This is a genomic window from Pseudomonas sp. MNR3A, from assembly GCF_009650575.1.
GTDB lineage: Bacteria > Pseudomonadota > Gammaproteobacteria > Pseudomonadales > Pseudomonadaceae > Aquipseudomonas > Aquipseudomonas machongensis.
The window spans coordinates 374,789-391,807 of record NZ_VZZS01000008.1 but is presented as its reverse complement, the minus strand read 5'-3'; the positions used below and the strand labels follow the sequence as shown (position 1 = coordinate 391,807).

Sequence of the window (17,019 nt, the reverse complement as noted above, 5' to 3'; positions counted from 1 at the left end):
TGGCAGGCCTCACCATGCATAGGTCAGGCGCGCATAGTAGAAGGCCCCGCTGTAGCCATACGGCGAGAACGTCGAGTACTTGAGGTTGCCACCCGAGCTGTTGGCGAAATCCAGCTTCTCGGGTACCTGGTTGGTCACGTTGTCGCTGCCCACGGTGAACAGCCAGTTGTCATGGCTGTAGTCCAGCGCCAGGTCCAGCACCCACTGCGCGGCGAAGGTCTGGTCCGGGAAGCTGGTGTCGTTCTGGTAGCTGGTATAGCTGCCATAGCGCACCAGGTTGCTGCGCAATGTCCAGTTGCCAAGGTTGAAGTCGTTGCCCAGGGTCAACTTGTGTTCGGGCGTGGTATCGCCCAGCAGGCCAAGGCGCTCGCGACGCTCCAGCAAGGAGGTGGTCGGCAGCCCCAGTTGGGCGAGGATGGCCGGGTCTTCCTTGGTGTCGGTGACCTTGGTGTGGTTGTAGTTGTAGCCCGCCGTGGTGTTCCAGCGCACACCGTTGTCGAACTGGTAGCGATAGCTGGCCACCAGGTCCACGCCGGTGGTGCGGGTATCCGCGCCATTGGTGAAGTAGCGGGCGCTGGTGTAGTTGATATCGCCCACACCACCGGCCCGTAGGTAGTCGATGGCCGTCTGGTTCAGGCGCAGGTTCGACGACAAGGTGATGCGGTCGCGGATATCGATCCGGTAGACGTCGGCGGTGATCTGCAGGTCGTCGGCCGGGCGCAGGACCAGGCCGAGGCTGTAGTTACGCGACTTTTCCGCCTTCAGTTCGTCTGCCCCGAGCAGGCGCGAAACCGGCGCATCCACCGGGAAGATCCCTGCCTCCTGAATCACCCCGTCGACCAGTTGCGAGGAGGTCGACGCGAAGTGCTGCTGGGCCAGTGACGGTGCGCGAAAGCCCGTGGACAGGCTACCGCGCACCGCCACCGCCGGGGTGAAGTCGTAGCGCGCCGAGAGCGAGCCACTGACGTTCGAGCCGAAGTCACTGTAGTCCTCGTGACGGGCGGCGGCGGAGACACCGAGCTTGTCGCTGAACTTGGTTTCCAGGTCCAGGTACTGGGCGAAGTTCTGCCGGGTCCAGTGCCCGGCATCGGCATCGCGGAAACCGGCGTAGCCCTGGCTGCCGCTCTTGTAGTAGGAGGCCGGCTCCCCGGCGTTGACCTCGTAGCCCTGGTGCAGGTACTCGGCCCCCACCGCCACCGACACCGGATAAGGCAGCCAGCCCAGTTCGACATCGCGGGCCAGGTCCAGGGTCACTTGTTTCTGCTCGCTGGTGAGGCGGCCATTGTCGAAACTCAGCGGGGTGCTGCCGGTGTCGTTGAACAGCGCGCGGTTGAGCGTGCGGGTATTGATGCCGTAGTCGTTGCGACCGTAGCTGGCCGAGAGATCGTAGCGCCAGTCCTGGCCCAGGTCGCCGCGCAGGCCGGTGGTCAGCGAGGAATCCTCCAGCGTGCCGTTGATCAAGGGCAGGAAGCCATTCGGGTAGAGGCTCTGCACGTTGCCGGAGTTGTTGCTGGCGCGGTAGAAGGCCGCCGTCTGGCCGTGGGTCTTGCGGTAGCCGCCAAAGGCATAGAGCTGGGCCTGTTCGTTGAGGTCGAGCTGGCCATTGAGGAAGAACTTGAGGTTGTCGTTGGCCGGCTCGCCCTGGCGGAACACCTGCTGGCCGTAGGTGGTGGAGCCAAGGCTGCCGGGGCGCAGGTCATCACCGGCGCGGTTGGTGTAGTCGTTGTCGCTGCCCTCGGCGGACAGGTTCAGCCAGCCCTTGTCGCCCAGCGCAAGACCGGTGTTGGCCGACGCCTGGCGCTGGATGCCATCGCCCTTGTTGTATTGACCGAAGCGGGTACTGACCGAACCTCCGCTGGCATCGTGCTTGAGGATCACGTTGATCACCCCGGCGATGGCGTCGGACCCGTAGCGCGCCGACGCACCGTCGCGCAGCACTTCGATATGGTCGATCGCCGAGATCGGGATGGCGTTGAGGTCCACCGGCGCCGAACCGCGCCCAGCGGCGCCGCCGAGGTTGACGAACGCCCCGCTGTGCCGGCGCTTGCCGTTGACCAGCACCAGCACCTGGTCGGGCGACAGACCGCGCAATTGCGCCGGCCGCGCCAGCTCGGCACCGTCGACCAGGCTCGGCCGCGGGAAGCTGATCGAGGGAATCAACCGCGCCAGCACTGCGCCCAGTTCCTCGGAGCCGGTGGCGCCCAGGCTTTCGGCGGAAATGATGTCGATCGGCGACAGCGACGCGCTGGCCGTGCGCTCCTGGGCACGGGTGCCCGTGACGATCACCTGCTCCAGGCGGACGTCCTGGCTGGCACCCTGAGCGCGGGCTTTACCTGCCGCAGCGGAGGCGGCAGGTGCAGCGGAAATCACCACGCCGTCCTCGCCCTGGCGATATTCCAGGCCACTGCCCTGGAGCACCTGTTCCAGCGCCTGGTCACTGCTGTAGCGCCCTTGCAGTGAGGGTGCGCGCTGGCCGGCGACATGCTGCGGGTCGAAGGCAATCGGTACGCCGCTCTGGCGTGAGATCTGCACCAGGGTCTGGCCCAGGTCGCCAGCCGGCAGGGCGTAGTCGACCAGGGGCTCGGCAGCCAGTGCGTGGCTGCCAGGCGCCAGCAGGCTACTGCCCAAGGCGACGGCGAGGGCAAGGCAGGAGTGGCGGAACGTGGCGTGAATCGGGTTGGGCATGGCGGGCCTTTTCTGCAGTGGGGTTTGCGCTAATGAGCAACCAGCGGGCGAAACCTGCAGAAAAGGCTTGGATCGATTGGTGCTTAGCTTATGCATCACGCGAGGTCGATACTCACCCACAGCGCGCCCACGCTCGCCAGCCGAATCGGCAAGGCGGCGGCGATCAGACGCAGTGCCCGCGCGCTGTCATCCAGTGGAAACAACCCGCTGATCTTCAACTTCGCCGCCTCGGGTGTAATCCTGAGCACGCCGTGCCGGTAGGCACGCAAGGCCTCGACCACCTCACCCAGCGTACTCTCGCGCGCCTCGTACAGCCCGCTGAGCCAGGCGCTCGCCGCAGGGTCCGCACGCCCCAGCCAGGGCGCCTGCCCGGCGATCAGCCGCGCCTGTTGCCCCGCCCTCACCCGCAGCGCATCGCCCTGGCGCGTGCGCACCACGCTCTGGCGCGCAAGCACGGTGAGCCTGACCTCGCCGTCGAAACGCTGCGCAAGCAGCAGCGTGCCGCCCTGCTCCACCTCGATGTCGGCACGCGCAGTCTCCAGGGTGAGGGACGGGCCGCTGCACTCGAGTTGCAAGGCGCCCTGGTGCACGTAGAGCGTGCTTGGGGGGCGCGGGCTCACCCGCGTCTGCGCATCGAGGGTAAGGCGGCTGCCGCCGTCGAGTACGAAGCTGCGGCGCTCTGCGGTCAAAGTCAGCAGATCACCCGGCGCCCAGATGCGCTCGCCAACGGTCTTGGCTGCCAGTGCCGCCACACCGAGGCCCCCCAGCGCACCCAGGCTGTTCCTGAGAAACCGGCGGCGCCCGGAGGGAAGCTGCAATGCCGCGATCACCTGCTCTTCGGGCAGGCGCTGCAAGCCTGGCCGCTTGGCCTCGCCCAGCCCCTGGCTCATGCGGCGAAATACCTGGGCATGCATGGCATCGCCGTCGTGCCAACGCTGGAAGGCGGCGGCATCCTCCTCGCTCAGGTGCCCCGAATTCAGCAGCGCCATCCACTGCGCCGCCTCGTCGATCACCTGGGCCATGGGCTGCTCGCTCATGTGTCCAGCGCCTGGTAGCACAGGCGAAACGCTTCGCTCATGTACTGCTGTACGCGGCTGACGGAAATACCCTGCCGATGGGCGATATCGCTGTAGGTCATGCCACCGAGCTGACTGTGGATGAACGCCGCCTTGCCCTGGCCGGGCAAGCCGTCGAGCACACGGTCCAGGTGCAGCAGGCTGTCGATCACCAGGTGCGCCTCTTCCGGAGAAGGCTGCACCTGCGCTGGCAAGTCGCGGACCCAGCGCACATAGGCACGTTCGAGGTCGCGTCGGCGCCAGCTCTCTTGCAGCAGGCGCTGGGCAATGGTCGTGAGCATCGCCCGCGGCTCGCGAATGGCCGCCGGATCCGGCAGGCCGAGGATGCGCACGAAGGCTTCCGAGGCGATGTCTTCGGCGCTGTGCGGGCACGCCATGCGGCTGCGCAGGCGAGCGCAGAGCCAGGTGTAGTTCTGCACGAACAACTGCCCGAGCAGCTGTTGGGTCGATGACGGCCGCAAATCCATATCCAACCTGCCAAGCTAAAGGCTGGCACTGTGCCTCAAAGTGGAAATCCGAAAAAGGAATATAAAATTAGATAAATATTCCTTTATGAAATAAACACCTTGTCGTCACGCTTCACCTCCCTCAACAGACGCTCAAACGCCTCCAGCACCTGTGCCGGACGCTCCAGCATCAACTGATGGCCGCACTGGGCCAGCACCTGGAACTGTGCGCGCGGCAACTGTCGCGCCAGGGCTTCTCCGCCACTGGCGGGCGTCAACCCATCACTGTCGCCAGACACCACCTGTACCGGCAGGTCGAGCCCGGCAAGCGCCTCGGGCTCAGGCCAGCTCGCGCTGTTCATCAGCGCCTTGAACACATCCAGGCGGTTGCGCTGGGCCAGGCCCTCCTCGTACTCGATCAGCGCCGGGTCGGCCAGCGGATGCCAGGCCCGCGCACGAAAGTCCTTGGCCAGGATCGGCCGCAACAGCTTCAACAACCAGGTCGGCAGGCCCAGCAAGCCACCGCGCCCCGCAGGCCGCTGCAACAGGCTGCCCAGCAACAACGCGCCGTCGATACGCACGCGCGGCAGCTGACGCGGCAGCTCGAGCAACGTGCTCATGGCCAGGCCGCTGCCATAGGAGTGCCCCACCAACAGGTTGCGCCGCCCGGCATGGCGCTGCAGCAATGCCACCTGGTCGGCCACCAGCGCCTCCCAGGCATAGGCGCTGGTGTCATGCGGCTTGTCGCTGTCGCCGTGGCCGAGCAGGTCCCAGGCCACCAGGGTGTAACCCTGCTCGCGCAGGCTTGGCCACAGTTCGCGCCACTGATCCTTGTTGCCACCGCTGCCATGCCCGAGAAACACCACGGTGTCGGGCTCATGACTGCCGGGCTGTACAGCCACGCTCAGCCGTCGCCCGGGGCGCACTTCGATGAGTTGGCCGCGCACCCGCGGCAAGTCGGCGAATCGGTTCGGGTCAGCCATGGGCACCTAGGGCCTCCTTACAGGCAAATGAATCGGGACGGGCCAAGCCCAGGTGGTCGCGCAAGGTGCTGCCCTGATAGGCACGCCGGAACAGCCCTCGGCGCTGCAGCTCAGGTACCACCTTGTCGACGAAGGCCCCCAGGGCATCGGGCAGATACGCCGGCATCACATTGAAACCATCTGCGGCGCCCTCGGTAAACCATTGCTCCATCTGGTCGGCAATCTGCCGGGCGTCACCCACCAGCACCAGATGGCCACGTGCTGCGGCCATGCGCAAGTACAGTTGACGGATGCTCAGCCCCTCCTCACGGGCCACGCGGATCAACAGCTCACGGCGGCTGACGCCGGACTCGGTGCCCGGCAGATCCGGCAACGGCCCGTCGAGAGGATACGCCGAAAGATCGACACCCCCGGCAATATCGGCCAGCAACGACAAGCCGACTTCAGGCTGCACCAGTGCCTGCAACTGCTCGAACAACGCTTGGGCCTCGGCGCGCGAGTCGGCCACGATCGGCAGCACCCCCGGCATGATTTTCATCTGCTCGGCACGGCGCCCGAAGCGCGGTAGCAGCGCCTTGAGTTCGCGATAGAAACGCTGGGCACCGACCAGTTCCGGCTGTGCGGTGAATACCACCTCGGCATGGGCTGCCGCCAGCTCGCACCCCGCCCGTGAAGCACCGGCCAGTACTTGCACGGGCGTCACCCCAACGCTTGCCCAATGACGCTGCAACTGTTCGAGAAAACGCCGGGCCAGCTCATAGCGCCGGGCGTGTTCGAAGTGCCCGTCACGCCCGAAGTTGAACGCTTCCTGGGCATTGCTCGAAGTCACCAGGTTCCAGCCGCTGCGCTGTCCACTCAAGGCCTCGAGCGAGGTGAAGGCCTGCGCCAGGGTCTCGACCTGGTTGTAGGAGGTGGTGACCGTCGCCACCAGGCCGATGCGCTCGGTGACCGCCGCCAGCGCTGCCAGCAAGGTCAGCGGCTCGAAATGCTCGGTGCGTGCCATGCGGCTCAACGCCTCGCGATCGCCCGGCAGCATGGCCAGGGTGTCGGAGAGGAACAGGGCATCGAAGCAGCCGCGCTCGGCGGTGCGTGCCAACTGCCTGTAATGGGCAAAGTCCAACCCGCCATCGGCCTGGGCATCAGGGTGACGCCAGCCCGCGACATGGTGCCCGGTGGCCATGAGAAAGGCGTTCAGGCTCATCATCCGCCGGCTCATGGGGTGGCCTCGGCCACTGGCGCCTGCACCGCGAAGTCCTGCAACAGCCTGCGCGTGTAGGGATGCGCTGGCCGTTCGAGCACGTTGCGGGTCGCGCCCTGCTCCACCACCTGGCCAGCCTGCATCACCGCGATGCGGTCGCACAGCCGCGCCGCCACCCGCAGGTCGTGGGTGATGAAGACGATGCTCAGCTTAAGGCGCCGCTGCAGGTCTTCGAGCAGTTCGATGATCTGCACCTGGATCAGCGCATCGAGTGCCGACACACACTCATCGGCAATCAGCACCTTTGGCTCCACCGCCAGCGCCCGGGCAATGCCGATACGCTGGCGCTGACCACCGGAGAATTCATCGGGGTAGCGTGCCAGCGCGGTGGCCGGCAGCCCGACCAGGGCCAACACTTCGCGCGCCTTCTGCGCCGCCTCTGCCTGGCTGCGCCCCTGGGCCAACGGCCCGGTCATCAATTGCGTGCCGATACGCTGGCGTGGATTGAGCGAGGCGAAGGGATCCTGGAAGATCATCTGCACCTGGCCACGCAAAGGCCGTAGCTGCGTCTCGGGCAACCCTGTCACATCACGTCCGTGCCACTGCAGGCTGCCAGCATCGCTGCGCAGCAGGCGCACCAGGCAGCGGCCCAGGGTCGACTTGCCCGAGCCGGACTCGCCGACGATCCCCAGGGTTTCGCCCTCGCCCAATTGCAGGTCGACACCCGCCAACGCCTGGGTCGTGCGTCGGCCCCACCAGCCGATGCGGCGGCTGAAGTGTTTTTCCAGTTGTCGTGCCTGCAACGCCAGCGCCCCTTGCCCCAACGGCGGCCGTGGATGGGCCGGCACGGCACCGGCGGCAGCGATCAGTTGTCGGGTATAACGCTGCTGCGGCGCGCTCAGCACCTGGGTACAGCTGCCTTGTTCCACCACATGGCCCTGCTGCAGCACCAGCACGCGATCGGCGATGGCCTCGACCACGGCAAAGTCGTGGGTGATGAACAGCATGGCCATGCCGTGCTCGCGCTGGATACGGCGCAGCAGGTCGAGGATCTGCCGCTGCGTGGTCACATCCAGCGCCGAGGTCGGCTCATCGGCGATCAGCAGCTTCGGCGCGAACGCCAGGGCCATGGCAATCACCACTCGCTGGCGCTGCCCGCCAGACAACTCGAAGGGGTAGGCATGACGCAAGCGCGCGGGATCGGGCAGCCCCACATAGCCCAGCAGCTCGATAACCCGCGCGCGACGCTGGGCAGCGTTCTTCATGCCGTGGGCCTGGAGTGTCTCGTCGATCTGTCGGCCCACGCCGAGCAGCGGATTGAGTGCACTCATCGGCTCCTGGAAGACCATGCTGATGTCGTGCCCGCGCAGCGCGCGCATGGCCGCATCGTCCAGTGTCGCAAGGTCATCGCCGCGCCAGCGCAGCGTGCCCTGCTCCACCTGCACAGGCGTCGGCAGCAGGCGCAGCAGGGCCTTGGCCAGCATCGACTTGCCCGAGCCGGACTCGCCTACCACGCACAGGCATTCGCCTTCGCGCACCTGCAACGACAGGTCGTGAAGCGCATGGCTGCGATCACCGCCTGCTGGCAGTGCGATACGCAGGTGCTCGATATCGAGCAGGATCGGCTGGCTCATGACGACACTCCTGTTCGGCGGGCAGGTTCGAATGCGATACGCAGGCCTTCACCGACGCGGTTGACCGCCAGCACGCTGAGCAGGATCGCCAGCCCCGGCAACAGGCTCATCCACCAGGCCTCGCGCAATACACCACGCGAGGCGTTGATCATGTAGCCCCAGCTCATCGCCTCTGGATCGCCCAGACCGAGAAACGCCAACGCCGCCTCGGTGAGAATCGCCGTGGCCATGACGAAGCTGAGCGTCACCAGCAGCGGCGCCAGGGCATTGGGCAGGATCTGCCGGAACACGATCGCCAGCGGCGACTGCCCCAGCACCCGCGCAGCCTGGACGAACTCACGCTGGCGCAGGCTGAGGAATTCGCTGCGCACCAGGCGCGCCACACCCGGCCAGGCGACCAGGGCGATGGCCAGCACGATGGTGCCCAGCGACGGCTCCAGTACCGCCACCAGGATCACCGCCAGCACCAACTGCGGAATGATCTGGAAGAACTCGGCCACGCGCATCAACAGCGCATCCAGCCAACCGCCGAAGTAACCCGCGAGAGCACCGACCAGCAAGCCGACAAGCAACGTGGCCAGGCTCGCCAGCGCCCCCACCGCCAGTGACACCCGGGCGCCATACAGCAGCCCCGTGCCCAAATCGCGCCCCAGCAGGTCGCTGCCCAACCAGTGCTGGGCTTGCGTGAAGGGCGCGAGCATCGGCGTGGTGTTCATTTCCCAGGGAGACCCCAGGCCGATCCAGGGCGCCGCCAGGGCCAGCAGCCCCAACAGCAGCAGGAATACCGCGCCGGCCAGTGCCGCGGGTTGCCCGAGAAAACGTTGCCACACGCTTGAATCCCTCATCGTGCTGCCCCTCCCGCTGCGATCCGCGGGTCGAGCAGACGGCAGGCCAGGTCAGTGAGCAGGTTGAAGCCGACCACCAGGATCGAGATCAGCAGAAAGCCGCCCAGCAACACACCATAGTCGCGCTGGGACAGGGCGTCGTACATCAGTCGGCCGATGCCCGGCCAGGAATACACCACCTCGATCAGCAAGGCGCCGCTTGCCAGTTGCCCCAGTTGCAGCCCGGCGAAGGTCACCACCGGCAGCAGCGCGTTGCGCAGCACATGGGCGAAGACGATGCGCGCCGGATGCAGGCCCTTGGCGCGCGCCGTATAGACATGCTCCTGGCGCAGTGCTTCAAGGGTGGACGCGCGGGTCAGGTGCACGTAGAGGGCGAGGAACAGAAAGCTCAGCGACAGGCATGGCAGCACCAGGTGACGCAGCCGGTCCGCCAGCCAGGGGACGCCATGCAGGTCGCGGGCAACGGTCTGCATGCCGAACGCCGGCAGCCAGTCGAGGTGGACCGAGAACAACAGGATCAGCAGCATCGCCAGCCAGAACGGCGGCGTGGCGAACAACAGCAACGCACCATTGGCGATCAGCCCGTCCAGCCAGGGTCGGCGCTGGCGGTTGAACGCTGCCAGCGCGCCCAGGCCGACCCCGAGCACCGACGAGACGAGGAACGCAGCACCCATCAGGCTCAGGGTGGCGGGCAGGCGCTCGGCGAGCAGGTCCCACACCGGTGCCTGGTTGCGGTAGGAATAACCCAGGTCCAGGTGCGCCACCTGGCCCAGGTAACGCCACAACTGCTGTGGCAGTGGCTGGTCCAGGCCCATGTCGCTGCGCAGCTTGGCAACGTACTCGACATCGTCGATCCCGGCCTCGCCGGCCATCAGCAATGCCGGGTCGCCAGGCGCCAGGCGCACCAGCAGAAAGCTCAATACCAGCACCCCAAGGATCATCAGCAGCGCACGCCCCAGACGCCCACCGAAAGACCTCAAGCCGCTCATGGCGCCGGGGCGTCCAGGTAGACGCTCTCATAGTCTTCGTTGAGGCTGGTGGCCGTCTGCAGCAGGTTCTTCACCTGGCTGTGGAACAGCGTCGGGTAGCGCATCTCGAAGATCGGCGCGACCGGCAGCTCGTCGTTGAGCAAGTGCTCAAGCTGGCTGTACAGCCGGGTGCGCTCCGCGCCCTCGGGCGTATCGGCGACCTGGTTCCACAAGCGGTCGGCATCGGCATTGCGGTAGCCGCCGACGTTGGCGAAGGGCGACGTCTTGACGATGTAGTCGGAGCGGTACAGGTAGGCATTGACCAGATAGGGATCGCCGATCTGGAAAATGAAATTGTAGGTCAGGTCGAAGTCCCAATCGCTGACACGCTGGAACCAGGTGGCCGCATCGGAGGTCACCACCTGCACCTTGAAGCCCAGCGGCTGCAAGGCCTGACGGGTGTATTCGGCAAGCCGTTCCCAGGCCCCGCCCTTCTCGCCGTTGAGCAGGCGGATCCGCACGGCGCCCACATCCACCCCGGACTCGGCGATCAGCGCCTTGGCCTTGGCAAGGTCGTAGCCGTACTGCGGCGGTTGCGGGTCGTGGTAAGGCGAACTCGAAGCGAAGGCGCCCGGCGCGACCTTGCCGGCACCGAAGAAAATGTTGTCGACGATGAACGGGCGGTTCAAGGCATAGAGGATCGCCTGGCGCACCTTGGGGTTGTCCAGTGGCGCTTTGCGCGTGTTGAACTGCAGGAAGGCCAGGCCCGAATACAGCTCCCAGCCCTGCTCGGAGGCGTGTACCCCCGGTAACGCTGCGAGACGTTTGAGGTCGGCATAGTCGGCATCGCCGCTGCGCAGCACCTGCACGTCATCGCGCTCGAAAGCGGCCGCGCGCGATGAGCCATCGGGGATCACGTGGAAGACGATGGCATCCAGGTGCGGCAGGCCCTTTTTCCAGTAGTCGGGGTTTTTCACCAGCTTGATGTAGGCGCCTCGCTTCCACTCCTGGAACACGAAGGGCCCGGTGCCCACGGGCTTGAGGTTATAAGGGTTGCTGCGAAAGTCGGTGCCGGCATACAGGTGCTCGGGCACCACCGGGCGCAGGCCGCTGCCGAGCAACGAAAGGAACGGAGCGAAAGGCTTCTTCAGGTGAAAGACCACCTGTTGCGGATCACTGGCGTCGATGCTGTCGACGTACTCGGCGAACACGCTGCCGACGCGCTTGTCGACTTCCGGGTAGAAGGTGCCAAAGCTGAACTTCACATCGGCCGCCGTGAACGGTTGGCCATCATGCCAGTGCACATCGGGTTGTAGCGTGAAGCGGTAGGTCAGGCCATCCGGCGTAACGCTCCAGCTACGCGCCAATACCGGTTGGGGCTTGAGCGTGGTGTCGAAGGTCAACAACCCTTGCAGGATCTTGCCGCTGACGTACTGGGTGGAAACGTGGGTGACCACCCCGTGCATCAGCGACGGCGGCTCAGGTTGGGCGATCAGGTTCAGCACGCCACCGTCGCGCGGCGCGGCATGGACGCTGGCGGCAAGAAGCGCGGCACCGGCCAGCAGGCCCAGGCGTTTCAGGGCAAGACGCAGCGGCCCGGGGTGAGGCGGACGGCGGTGGGCTTGATGGGGCATGCGGACTCCTTGGCGATGATTGCACGGGGCACAGGCCCCTCTGGAGGGCATTTTTGCAAGGGGTGTGCCACTGCGCGCAACGCCTGCCCACGGGCACCGCAGGGGCTCGTGACGCAACTTCACTGATGAAAAATCCACAGCGCGCGGCGTGAGTGTGGAAAAAGCAACAGTGTGCCCGGCGATGCATCGCTTTCCACGGCTGCGTCCAGCCGCGCCGCACCGCGCATGAGGTGCGCGCAAGCCAACTGGCACAGCCCTTGCCCTGCTTGTCAGATCGACAATCCACCGGACACTCGACCCATGTCACAGGACTACCTCGGCAACCCTCTCGATACCGAACACCCCCAGGCCCGCAAGGCGCTGGACGATTTCATCGGTGGCTTTCTCGGCTACCACCCGCGCGCCGAAGCCATCCTCGCCAGCGCCGAGCGCCACCCCGAATCAGCGCTGAGCAATGCCCTGGCCGGCATCCTGCTGATGTTCAGCGAATCGCCCGAAGGCCCGGCCCTCGCCGAGCGCTATCGGCAGGTCGCCGCTCGGGTGAACGCACCGCATCCGCGGGCGGCGTTGTACCTCGCGCTGCTGCAGGCCTGGATGGACGAGGACCTGGACCAGGTGCTGCAGCTCAGCGAAACCCTGCTCGAGCACTACCCACGCGACCTGTTCGCCGCCAAGCTCAACCAGTATGTGCAGTTCAATCGCGGCAACTGGCCGGCCTTGCTGCGCATCGCGCTCAAGGCGGTCGATGGCTGCGGGGATGTCGCCCAGAGCCACGGCATGCTGGCCTTCGCCTACGAGCAGTGTCATTTGCTCGAGGAAGCCGAGGCCAGCGCACGCCAGGCCCTGGCATTGCAGCACGACGAACCCTGGGCGCAGCATGCGCTGGCCCATGTGATGCTGACCCAGGGGCGAATCGAGGAAGGTATCGCCTTTCTTGAGCGCGTCAGCCCGCATTGGCAAGGGCTCAATTCGTTCATGTACACCCACAACTGGTGGCACCTGGCGCTGTTCTACCTCGGGCGTGGCGACCAGGCGCGGGTGCTGGAGATCTATGACCGGCATGTGTGGGGTGTGCTGCCCGCCTACTCGCAGGACCAGGTCGGCGCCGTGTCGTTGCTGGCCCGGCTGGAACTGGCGGGCGTCGACGTGGGCGAGCGCTGGCAAGCGTTGGCGCCCTACCTGCAACAGCGCCACGACGACACGGTGCAGCCGTTTCTGAGTGTCCAGTACCTGTATGGGCTGGCGCGCGCCGACAAGCCCGAGGCACAAAGGCTGCTGCAGGCACTGCGCGAACGCGCACGCGAGGCACCGCCGTTCAGCCGGGCGGTCTGGGCCGAGGTGACAGTGCCGCTGGCCGAGGGTTTGCTGGCCCATGCCCGTGGCGAACATACGCTGGCGTTGGCGCGGCTTGGCGTGGCCCTGCCACGGCTGAACGAGATTGGTGGGAGCCATGCCCAGCGGGATCTGTTTGCCCAGATCGAGCTGGACGCGCGGCTGGGGGCGCAGGATTGGGCCGGGGCGCAGCAGGTGCTGGAACTGCGACGGCGCTACGACGGGCTGGACGTACCGACCAATCGAACGCTGGCGCGGGTGTATCGAGCCTTGGGGTTGCCAGGGCTGGCGCAGGCTGCGGTGGCGCGCGTCGAGGAGGTGCTCGGGCGCTAGCCGGGCGACGGCAAGCATGCTCCGCGAACACCGGCAATGCCGGTGTCTGCCTCTACCGCGCGCGCCGCGCCTCGTACACGCCCCGGGCGATTGCGCGGGCCACGCAACTGGCCGCCGCCGCGCCGATGCGGCCGACATCCACCTGCCGCCGCGCCCCGCTACTCAATTCGACCTCACCGCTGGCCAGGGCGAACACGGTGTCGCCATCGAATGGCAGGTGCGCCGGACGCACCGCCATGGCAATGCCATCCTGCCCCATGATCGCCACACGCTTGCACTCGGCAGTGCTCATCCGTGCAGTGCTGGCGATCACCACCAGCGTGGTATTCGCCCCAGCCTGAAGACGCCCCATCGAGTCCAGCCGTGACAGTTCGGGCATCGGGTCGCTGCAATCCTGATCAGCGCGAGGGCGAACACCACCGGCCTCGCCCTCGATTTCCCACGGCCAGGCCCAGAAGGTTTCGCCATCGGGCATGTACACCGAACCGATAGGGTTGGCCACCACCAGCGCCGCGACCATCACGCCATCGCCCAGGTCCAGCGATGCCGAACCCAGGCCACCCTGGAGCACACCTGCCATCGCGCCACGCCCGGCGCCCGCCGCGCCAAGGGCGAAATCGGCGGTGCAGTTGCCCAACGCCTCGATCCCCAGCCGCCGGTAAGGCGGCTCCATCCCCCAGCGCTTGTCGCCGCCATTGGCCAGGTCATGCAGCACAGCGGCTGGCACGATGGGAATGGCCGGTGCGCCGGCCTTCAGATGCAAGCCCACACCCTGCGCAGACAAAGCGGCAGCCACCCCGTCCGCCGCGCCCAGCCCGAACACCGAGCCGCCGGCAAACACCAGGGCATGCAACTGCCCCACCATGTTTTCCGGTTCCAGCGCCGCGGTTTCACGCCCACCCGGGCCGCCACCCCGAATATCGACGCTCGCCGTCCATGGGCGTTCGGTACGAATCACCGTGACGCCAGTGGCGACACGCTCATCGAGGGCGTGGCCGACCAGCAGGCCAGGGATGTCGGTGAGCAAGTTGCGCGGTCCGGGGCGTGGCATCGAATGAATTCCTTGAAAGAGGGTTCGTGCCCCGGAGCAAGTGGTGTGCCAATGCCGGCGGTGCTGCCTGGCGTCCCATGGCAAGGACGACGTCACTGCGCAAAAACCAACACCTTGGCCAGACACTGCTACAAAAACACCAGTCCACGCCTCGCCCTGATCTCAAACCCTTGTCCAGAAAGGCCTTTTCAGCCTGGCACAGCCCTTGCTCCAGGCTCCGCCACCAGAGCTTGAGACCGGAGCCACGCGCAGTCGGCAACAAGCCGCCTCTGATCTTTTCGCGACGCAGAGACGTCGCCTTACTCGACAAGGTTGGCCACCCAGCAGGGCGCGAACCGGGGAACACACTGGAGCCTTCGTACATGACTTCTTCACGCCTTACCGGTTTGCGCCGGCCGCGCAAGACCTTCGCCCACAGCCTGCTGTTCCTCGCCCTGTGCGAGGCCGCTGGCGCCGGCAGCCCATTGCTGGCCGCCGAGAGCAAGAGCGACAACCCGCTGGACACCGTGGTGGTGGTCGGCAACCGCGGCCAGGCGCGCACCCTGGCCGAAAGCCCGGCACCGGTGGATGTCATCTCGTCCAAGCAACTGCTGGCCACCGGGCAGCCTGACCTGACCCGCGCCCTGAGCCGCGTGCTGCCCTCGCTCAACCAGCCTGCATCGTCCGGCTTCGGCTCCACCTCGGTGGTGCGCCCCATCAGCCTGCGTGGCCTGAACGGCGACCAGGTGCTGGTGCTGGTCAACGGCAAGCGTCGCCACAACAGCGCCTTGCTCAATAACGGGACCTACCTCAACTCTGGCTCGCAGCCGGTCGATCTCGACATGATCCCCACCGCCCTGGTCGACCACGTCGAAATCCTGCGCGACGGTGCCTCGGCGCAATACGGGTCGGACGCTATCGGTGGCGTGGTCAACATCGTGCTCAAGCAGACCGACCACGGCGGCAGCCTGAGCACCAGCTATGGTCAGAACTACGAGAACGGTGACGGCGAAACCGTACGCCAGACCGGCAACGTCGGCCTGGCCCTGCCCAACGACGGCTTCATCAACCTGGGCGTGGACATCAAGCACCAGAAGATTTCCGACCGTTCCGACAATGCGCCCTACACCGACAGCGCCGGCAACACCAGCCTGCAGCACACCTACTACGGCACGGGGTTGCCCGAAGCGCGCAACTTCAGCCTGGGCTACAACGCCGAACTCCCCGTGAGCGATGCGCTGACGCTGTACTCGTTCTCCACCTACACCCGGCGCAACTCGGAAAAGCCCCTGGCCTTCCACCAGCCATCGACCTTCGACGGCATCGCCACGCCCTTCCCCGAAGGCATCGAAGACACCCTGCGCTTCATCGAAAACGACTTCCAGGTGGCCTTCGGCGGCAAGGGCAACGTCGCCGGCTGGGACTACGACCTGTCGAGCACCTACGGCCAGGACCACGCCGAAGCGACCCTGCGCCATACCTACAACCTGAGCTACGGCCTCGACTCGCCCACCTCGGTGGACACTGGCGTGAAGACCTTCAGCCAGTGGACCAACAACCTCGACCTGACCCGCGCCTTCGACCTCGGCCTGGCCAAGCCGACGCAGATTTCCTGGGGGCTTGAACAGCGCTACGAGAACTACAAGATCGGCAAGGGCGACTACGCCTCCTACGCCAGCGGCCCATTCACCACCGGCGCCAGTGGCAACCCGATCGCACCGGGCACCATTTCCGGTGCTGGCACCACACCCGCCGACGCCGCCGAAAAAGGCCGCACCAGCCTGGCCGGCTACGGCGAGATCGGCCAGGACCTGACCGACAAATGGCATGTCGATCTGGCGGGGCGCTACGAGCACTACAACGACGGTTCAGGCACCACCACCAACGGCAAGTTCGCCACCCGCTACCAGCTGACGCCGATTCTCGCTGTGCGCGGCAGTTTCAGCACCGGTTTCCGCGCGCCCTCGCTGGCCCAGCAGATCTACAGCTCGACTTCGCAGAGCAACGTCAACGGCAACCTGTTCGACTACCGCAACGTCGCGGTCGATTCGGCCGTGGCCAAGGCACTGGGGGCCAGCACCCTCAAGCCCGAGAAATCCACCAACTTCGGCCTGGGCCTGACCCTGCAGCCGACCGATGCCATCAGCATCACCCTCGATGCCTACCAGATCAAGATCAAGGACCGCATCGCCCAGACCGGCTACCTTGGCGGCACCCCGCAGATCACCGCGATCCTCGCCGCGGCCGGACTGCCCACCAACCAGTCGGTGACCTACTTCACCAATGCCCTGGACACCACTACCCGCGGCATCGACCTGGTCGGCGACTACCGTCAGGCGCTGGGCGCCTACGGCAGTGTGCGCTACACCCTGGGCTTCAACTGGAACACCACCGAGATCGACGATATCCACGCCTCGCCGGTGGCCCAGCAGGCCCTCGGGCCTACCGGTGGCTATGACCGTCAGCGTCAGGGCAACCTCAAGCACGGCCTGCCCGAATCCAAGCTGCTGCTGGGCGCCACCTGGACCATCGACAAGTTCGAGATCGGCCTGAACCTGACCCGCTACGGCGAGTACACCCAGTACGGGACTACCGAAGCCTTCGACCGCACCTTCTCGCCGACCTGGATCACCGACCTGAACCTGGACTATCACCTCACCTCCAGCCTGACCCTGACCGCAGGCGCCAACAACCTGTTCAACGTCTACCCGGAACGTACCCACCTGCCCAGCAGCTCCGGCGCCTTCCCCTATGGCAACTTCTCGCCCTATGGCACCACCGGCGGCTACTGGTACACCGGCCTGACCTACAACTTCTGACCCACCGCCCTGTCGCCCCGCAGGCGGCAGGGCCCT

The 17,019-nt window shown here is 66.3% G+C and carries 12 protein-coding genes; 2 read left to right on the top strand and 10 right to left on the bottom strand.

What is annotated here, in order from left to right; all coding sequences use genetic code 11:
• Positions 1 to 9: 9 nt before the first annotated feature.
• From F6X62_RS07045 to F6X62_RS07005, 9 genes are all read right to left on the bottom strand, one after another.
• Positions 10 to 2,685, bottom strand: coding sequence for a TonB-dependent receptor (locus tag F6X62_RS07045; RefSeq protein WP_153773076.1), 2,676 nt, complete (start codon positions 2,683 to 2,685; stop codon positions 10 to 12).
• A gap of 95 nt (positions 2,686 to 2,780) precedes the next feature.
• Positions 2,781 to 3,722, bottom strand: a complete 942-nt coding sequence (locus F6X62_RS07040; RefSeq protein ID WP_153773075.1) for a DUF4880 domain-containing protein — start codon at positions 3,720 to 3,722, stop codon at positions 2,781 to 2,783.
• Positions 3,719 to 4,228: a sigma-70 family RNA polymerase sigma factor gene (locus F6X62_RS07035; RefSeq protein WP_153773074.1), complete on the bottom strand. Its 510-nt coding sequence runs from the start codon at positions 4,226 to 4,228 to the stop codon at positions 3,719 to 3,721. Before F6X62_RS07035 ends, F6X62_RS07040 begins: the two co-directional genes overlap by 4 nt.
• A gap of 83 nt (positions 4,229 to 4,311) precedes the next feature.
• Positions 4,312 to 5,190, bottom strand: a complete 879-nt coding sequence (locus tag F6X62_RS07030; protein WP_153773073.1) for an alpha/beta fold hydrolase — start codon at positions 5,188 to 5,190, stop codon at positions 4,312 to 4,314.
• Positions 5,183 to 6,394 carry an LLM class flavin-dependent oxidoreductase gene (locus tag F6X62_RS07025; RefSeq protein WP_153773072.1) on the bottom strand — a complete coding sequence of 404 codons (1,212 nt, stop codon included), beginning with the start codon at positions 6,392 to 6,394 and terminating at the stop codon, positions 5,183 to 5,185. Before F6X62_RS07025 ends, F6X62_RS07030 begins: the two co-directional genes overlap by 8 nt.
• A gap of 8 nt (positions 6,395 to 6,402) precedes the next feature.
• Positions 6,403 to 8,022 (bottom strand): ABC transporter ATP-binding protein, encoded by a 1,620-nt coding sequence (locus F6X62_RS07020; RefSeq protein ID WP_153773071.1) that lies wholly within the window; start codon positions 8,020 to 8,022, stop codon positions 6,403 to 6,405.
• Entirely contained in the window at positions 8,019 to 8,867 is an 849-nt protein-coding gene (locus F6X62_RS07015) for an ABC transporter permease (protein ID WP_153773070.1), read from the bottom strand. The genes F6X62_RS07020 and F6X62_RS07015 overlap by 4 nt, the downstream gene beginning before the upstream one ends.
• The gene (locus F6X62_RS07010; protein ID WP_153773069.1) at positions 8,864 to 9,856 is read right to left on the bottom strand and encodes an ABC transporter permease; all 993 of its coding nucleotides are present in this window, start codon (positions 9,854 to 9,856) and stop codon (positions 8,864 to 8,866) included. The genes F6X62_RS07015 and F6X62_RS07010 overlap by 4 nt, the downstream gene beginning before the upstream one ends.
• The gene (locus tag F6X62_RS07005) at positions 9,853 to 11,469 is read right to left on the bottom strand and encodes an ABC transporter substrate-binding protein (protein WP_153773068.1); all 1,617 of its coding nucleotides are present in this window, start codon (positions 11,467 to 11,469) and stop codon (positions 9,853 to 9,855) included. The genes F6X62_RS07010 and F6X62_RS07005 overlap by 4 nt, the downstream gene beginning before the upstream one ends.
• A gap of 300 nt (positions 11,470 to 11,769) precedes the next feature.
• On the opposite strand from F6X62_RS07005, the gene F6X62_RS07000 reads away from it, so the two are divergent.
• On the top strand, positions 11,770 to 13,134 hold the full coding sequence (locus tag F6X62_RS07000) for a tetratricopeptide repeat protein (protein ID WP_153773067.1): 1,365 nt from the start codon (positions 11,770 to 11,772) through the stop codon (positions 13,132 to 13,134).
• A gap of 52 nt (positions 13,135 to 13,186) precedes the next feature.
• Here F6X62_RS07000 and F6X62_RS06995 read toward each other — a convergent pair whose 3' ends face one another.
• Positions 13,187 to 14,185: a P1 family peptidase gene (locus F6X62_RS06995; RefSeq protein ID WP_153773066.1), complete on the bottom strand. Its 999-nt coding sequence runs from the start codon at positions 14,183 to 14,185 to the stop codon at positions 13,187 to 13,189.
• Positions 14,186 to 14,547: 362 nt separating this feature from the next.
• On the opposite strand from F6X62_RS06995, the gene F6X62_RS06990 reads away from it, so the two are divergent.
• Positions 14,548 to 16,983, top strand: coding sequence for a TonB-dependent siderophore receptor (locus F6X62_RS06990; RefSeq protein ID WP_153773065.1), 2,436 nt, complete (start codon positions 14,548 to 14,550; stop codon positions 16,981 to 16,983).
• Positions 16,984 to 17,019 lie beyond the last annotated feature (36 nt).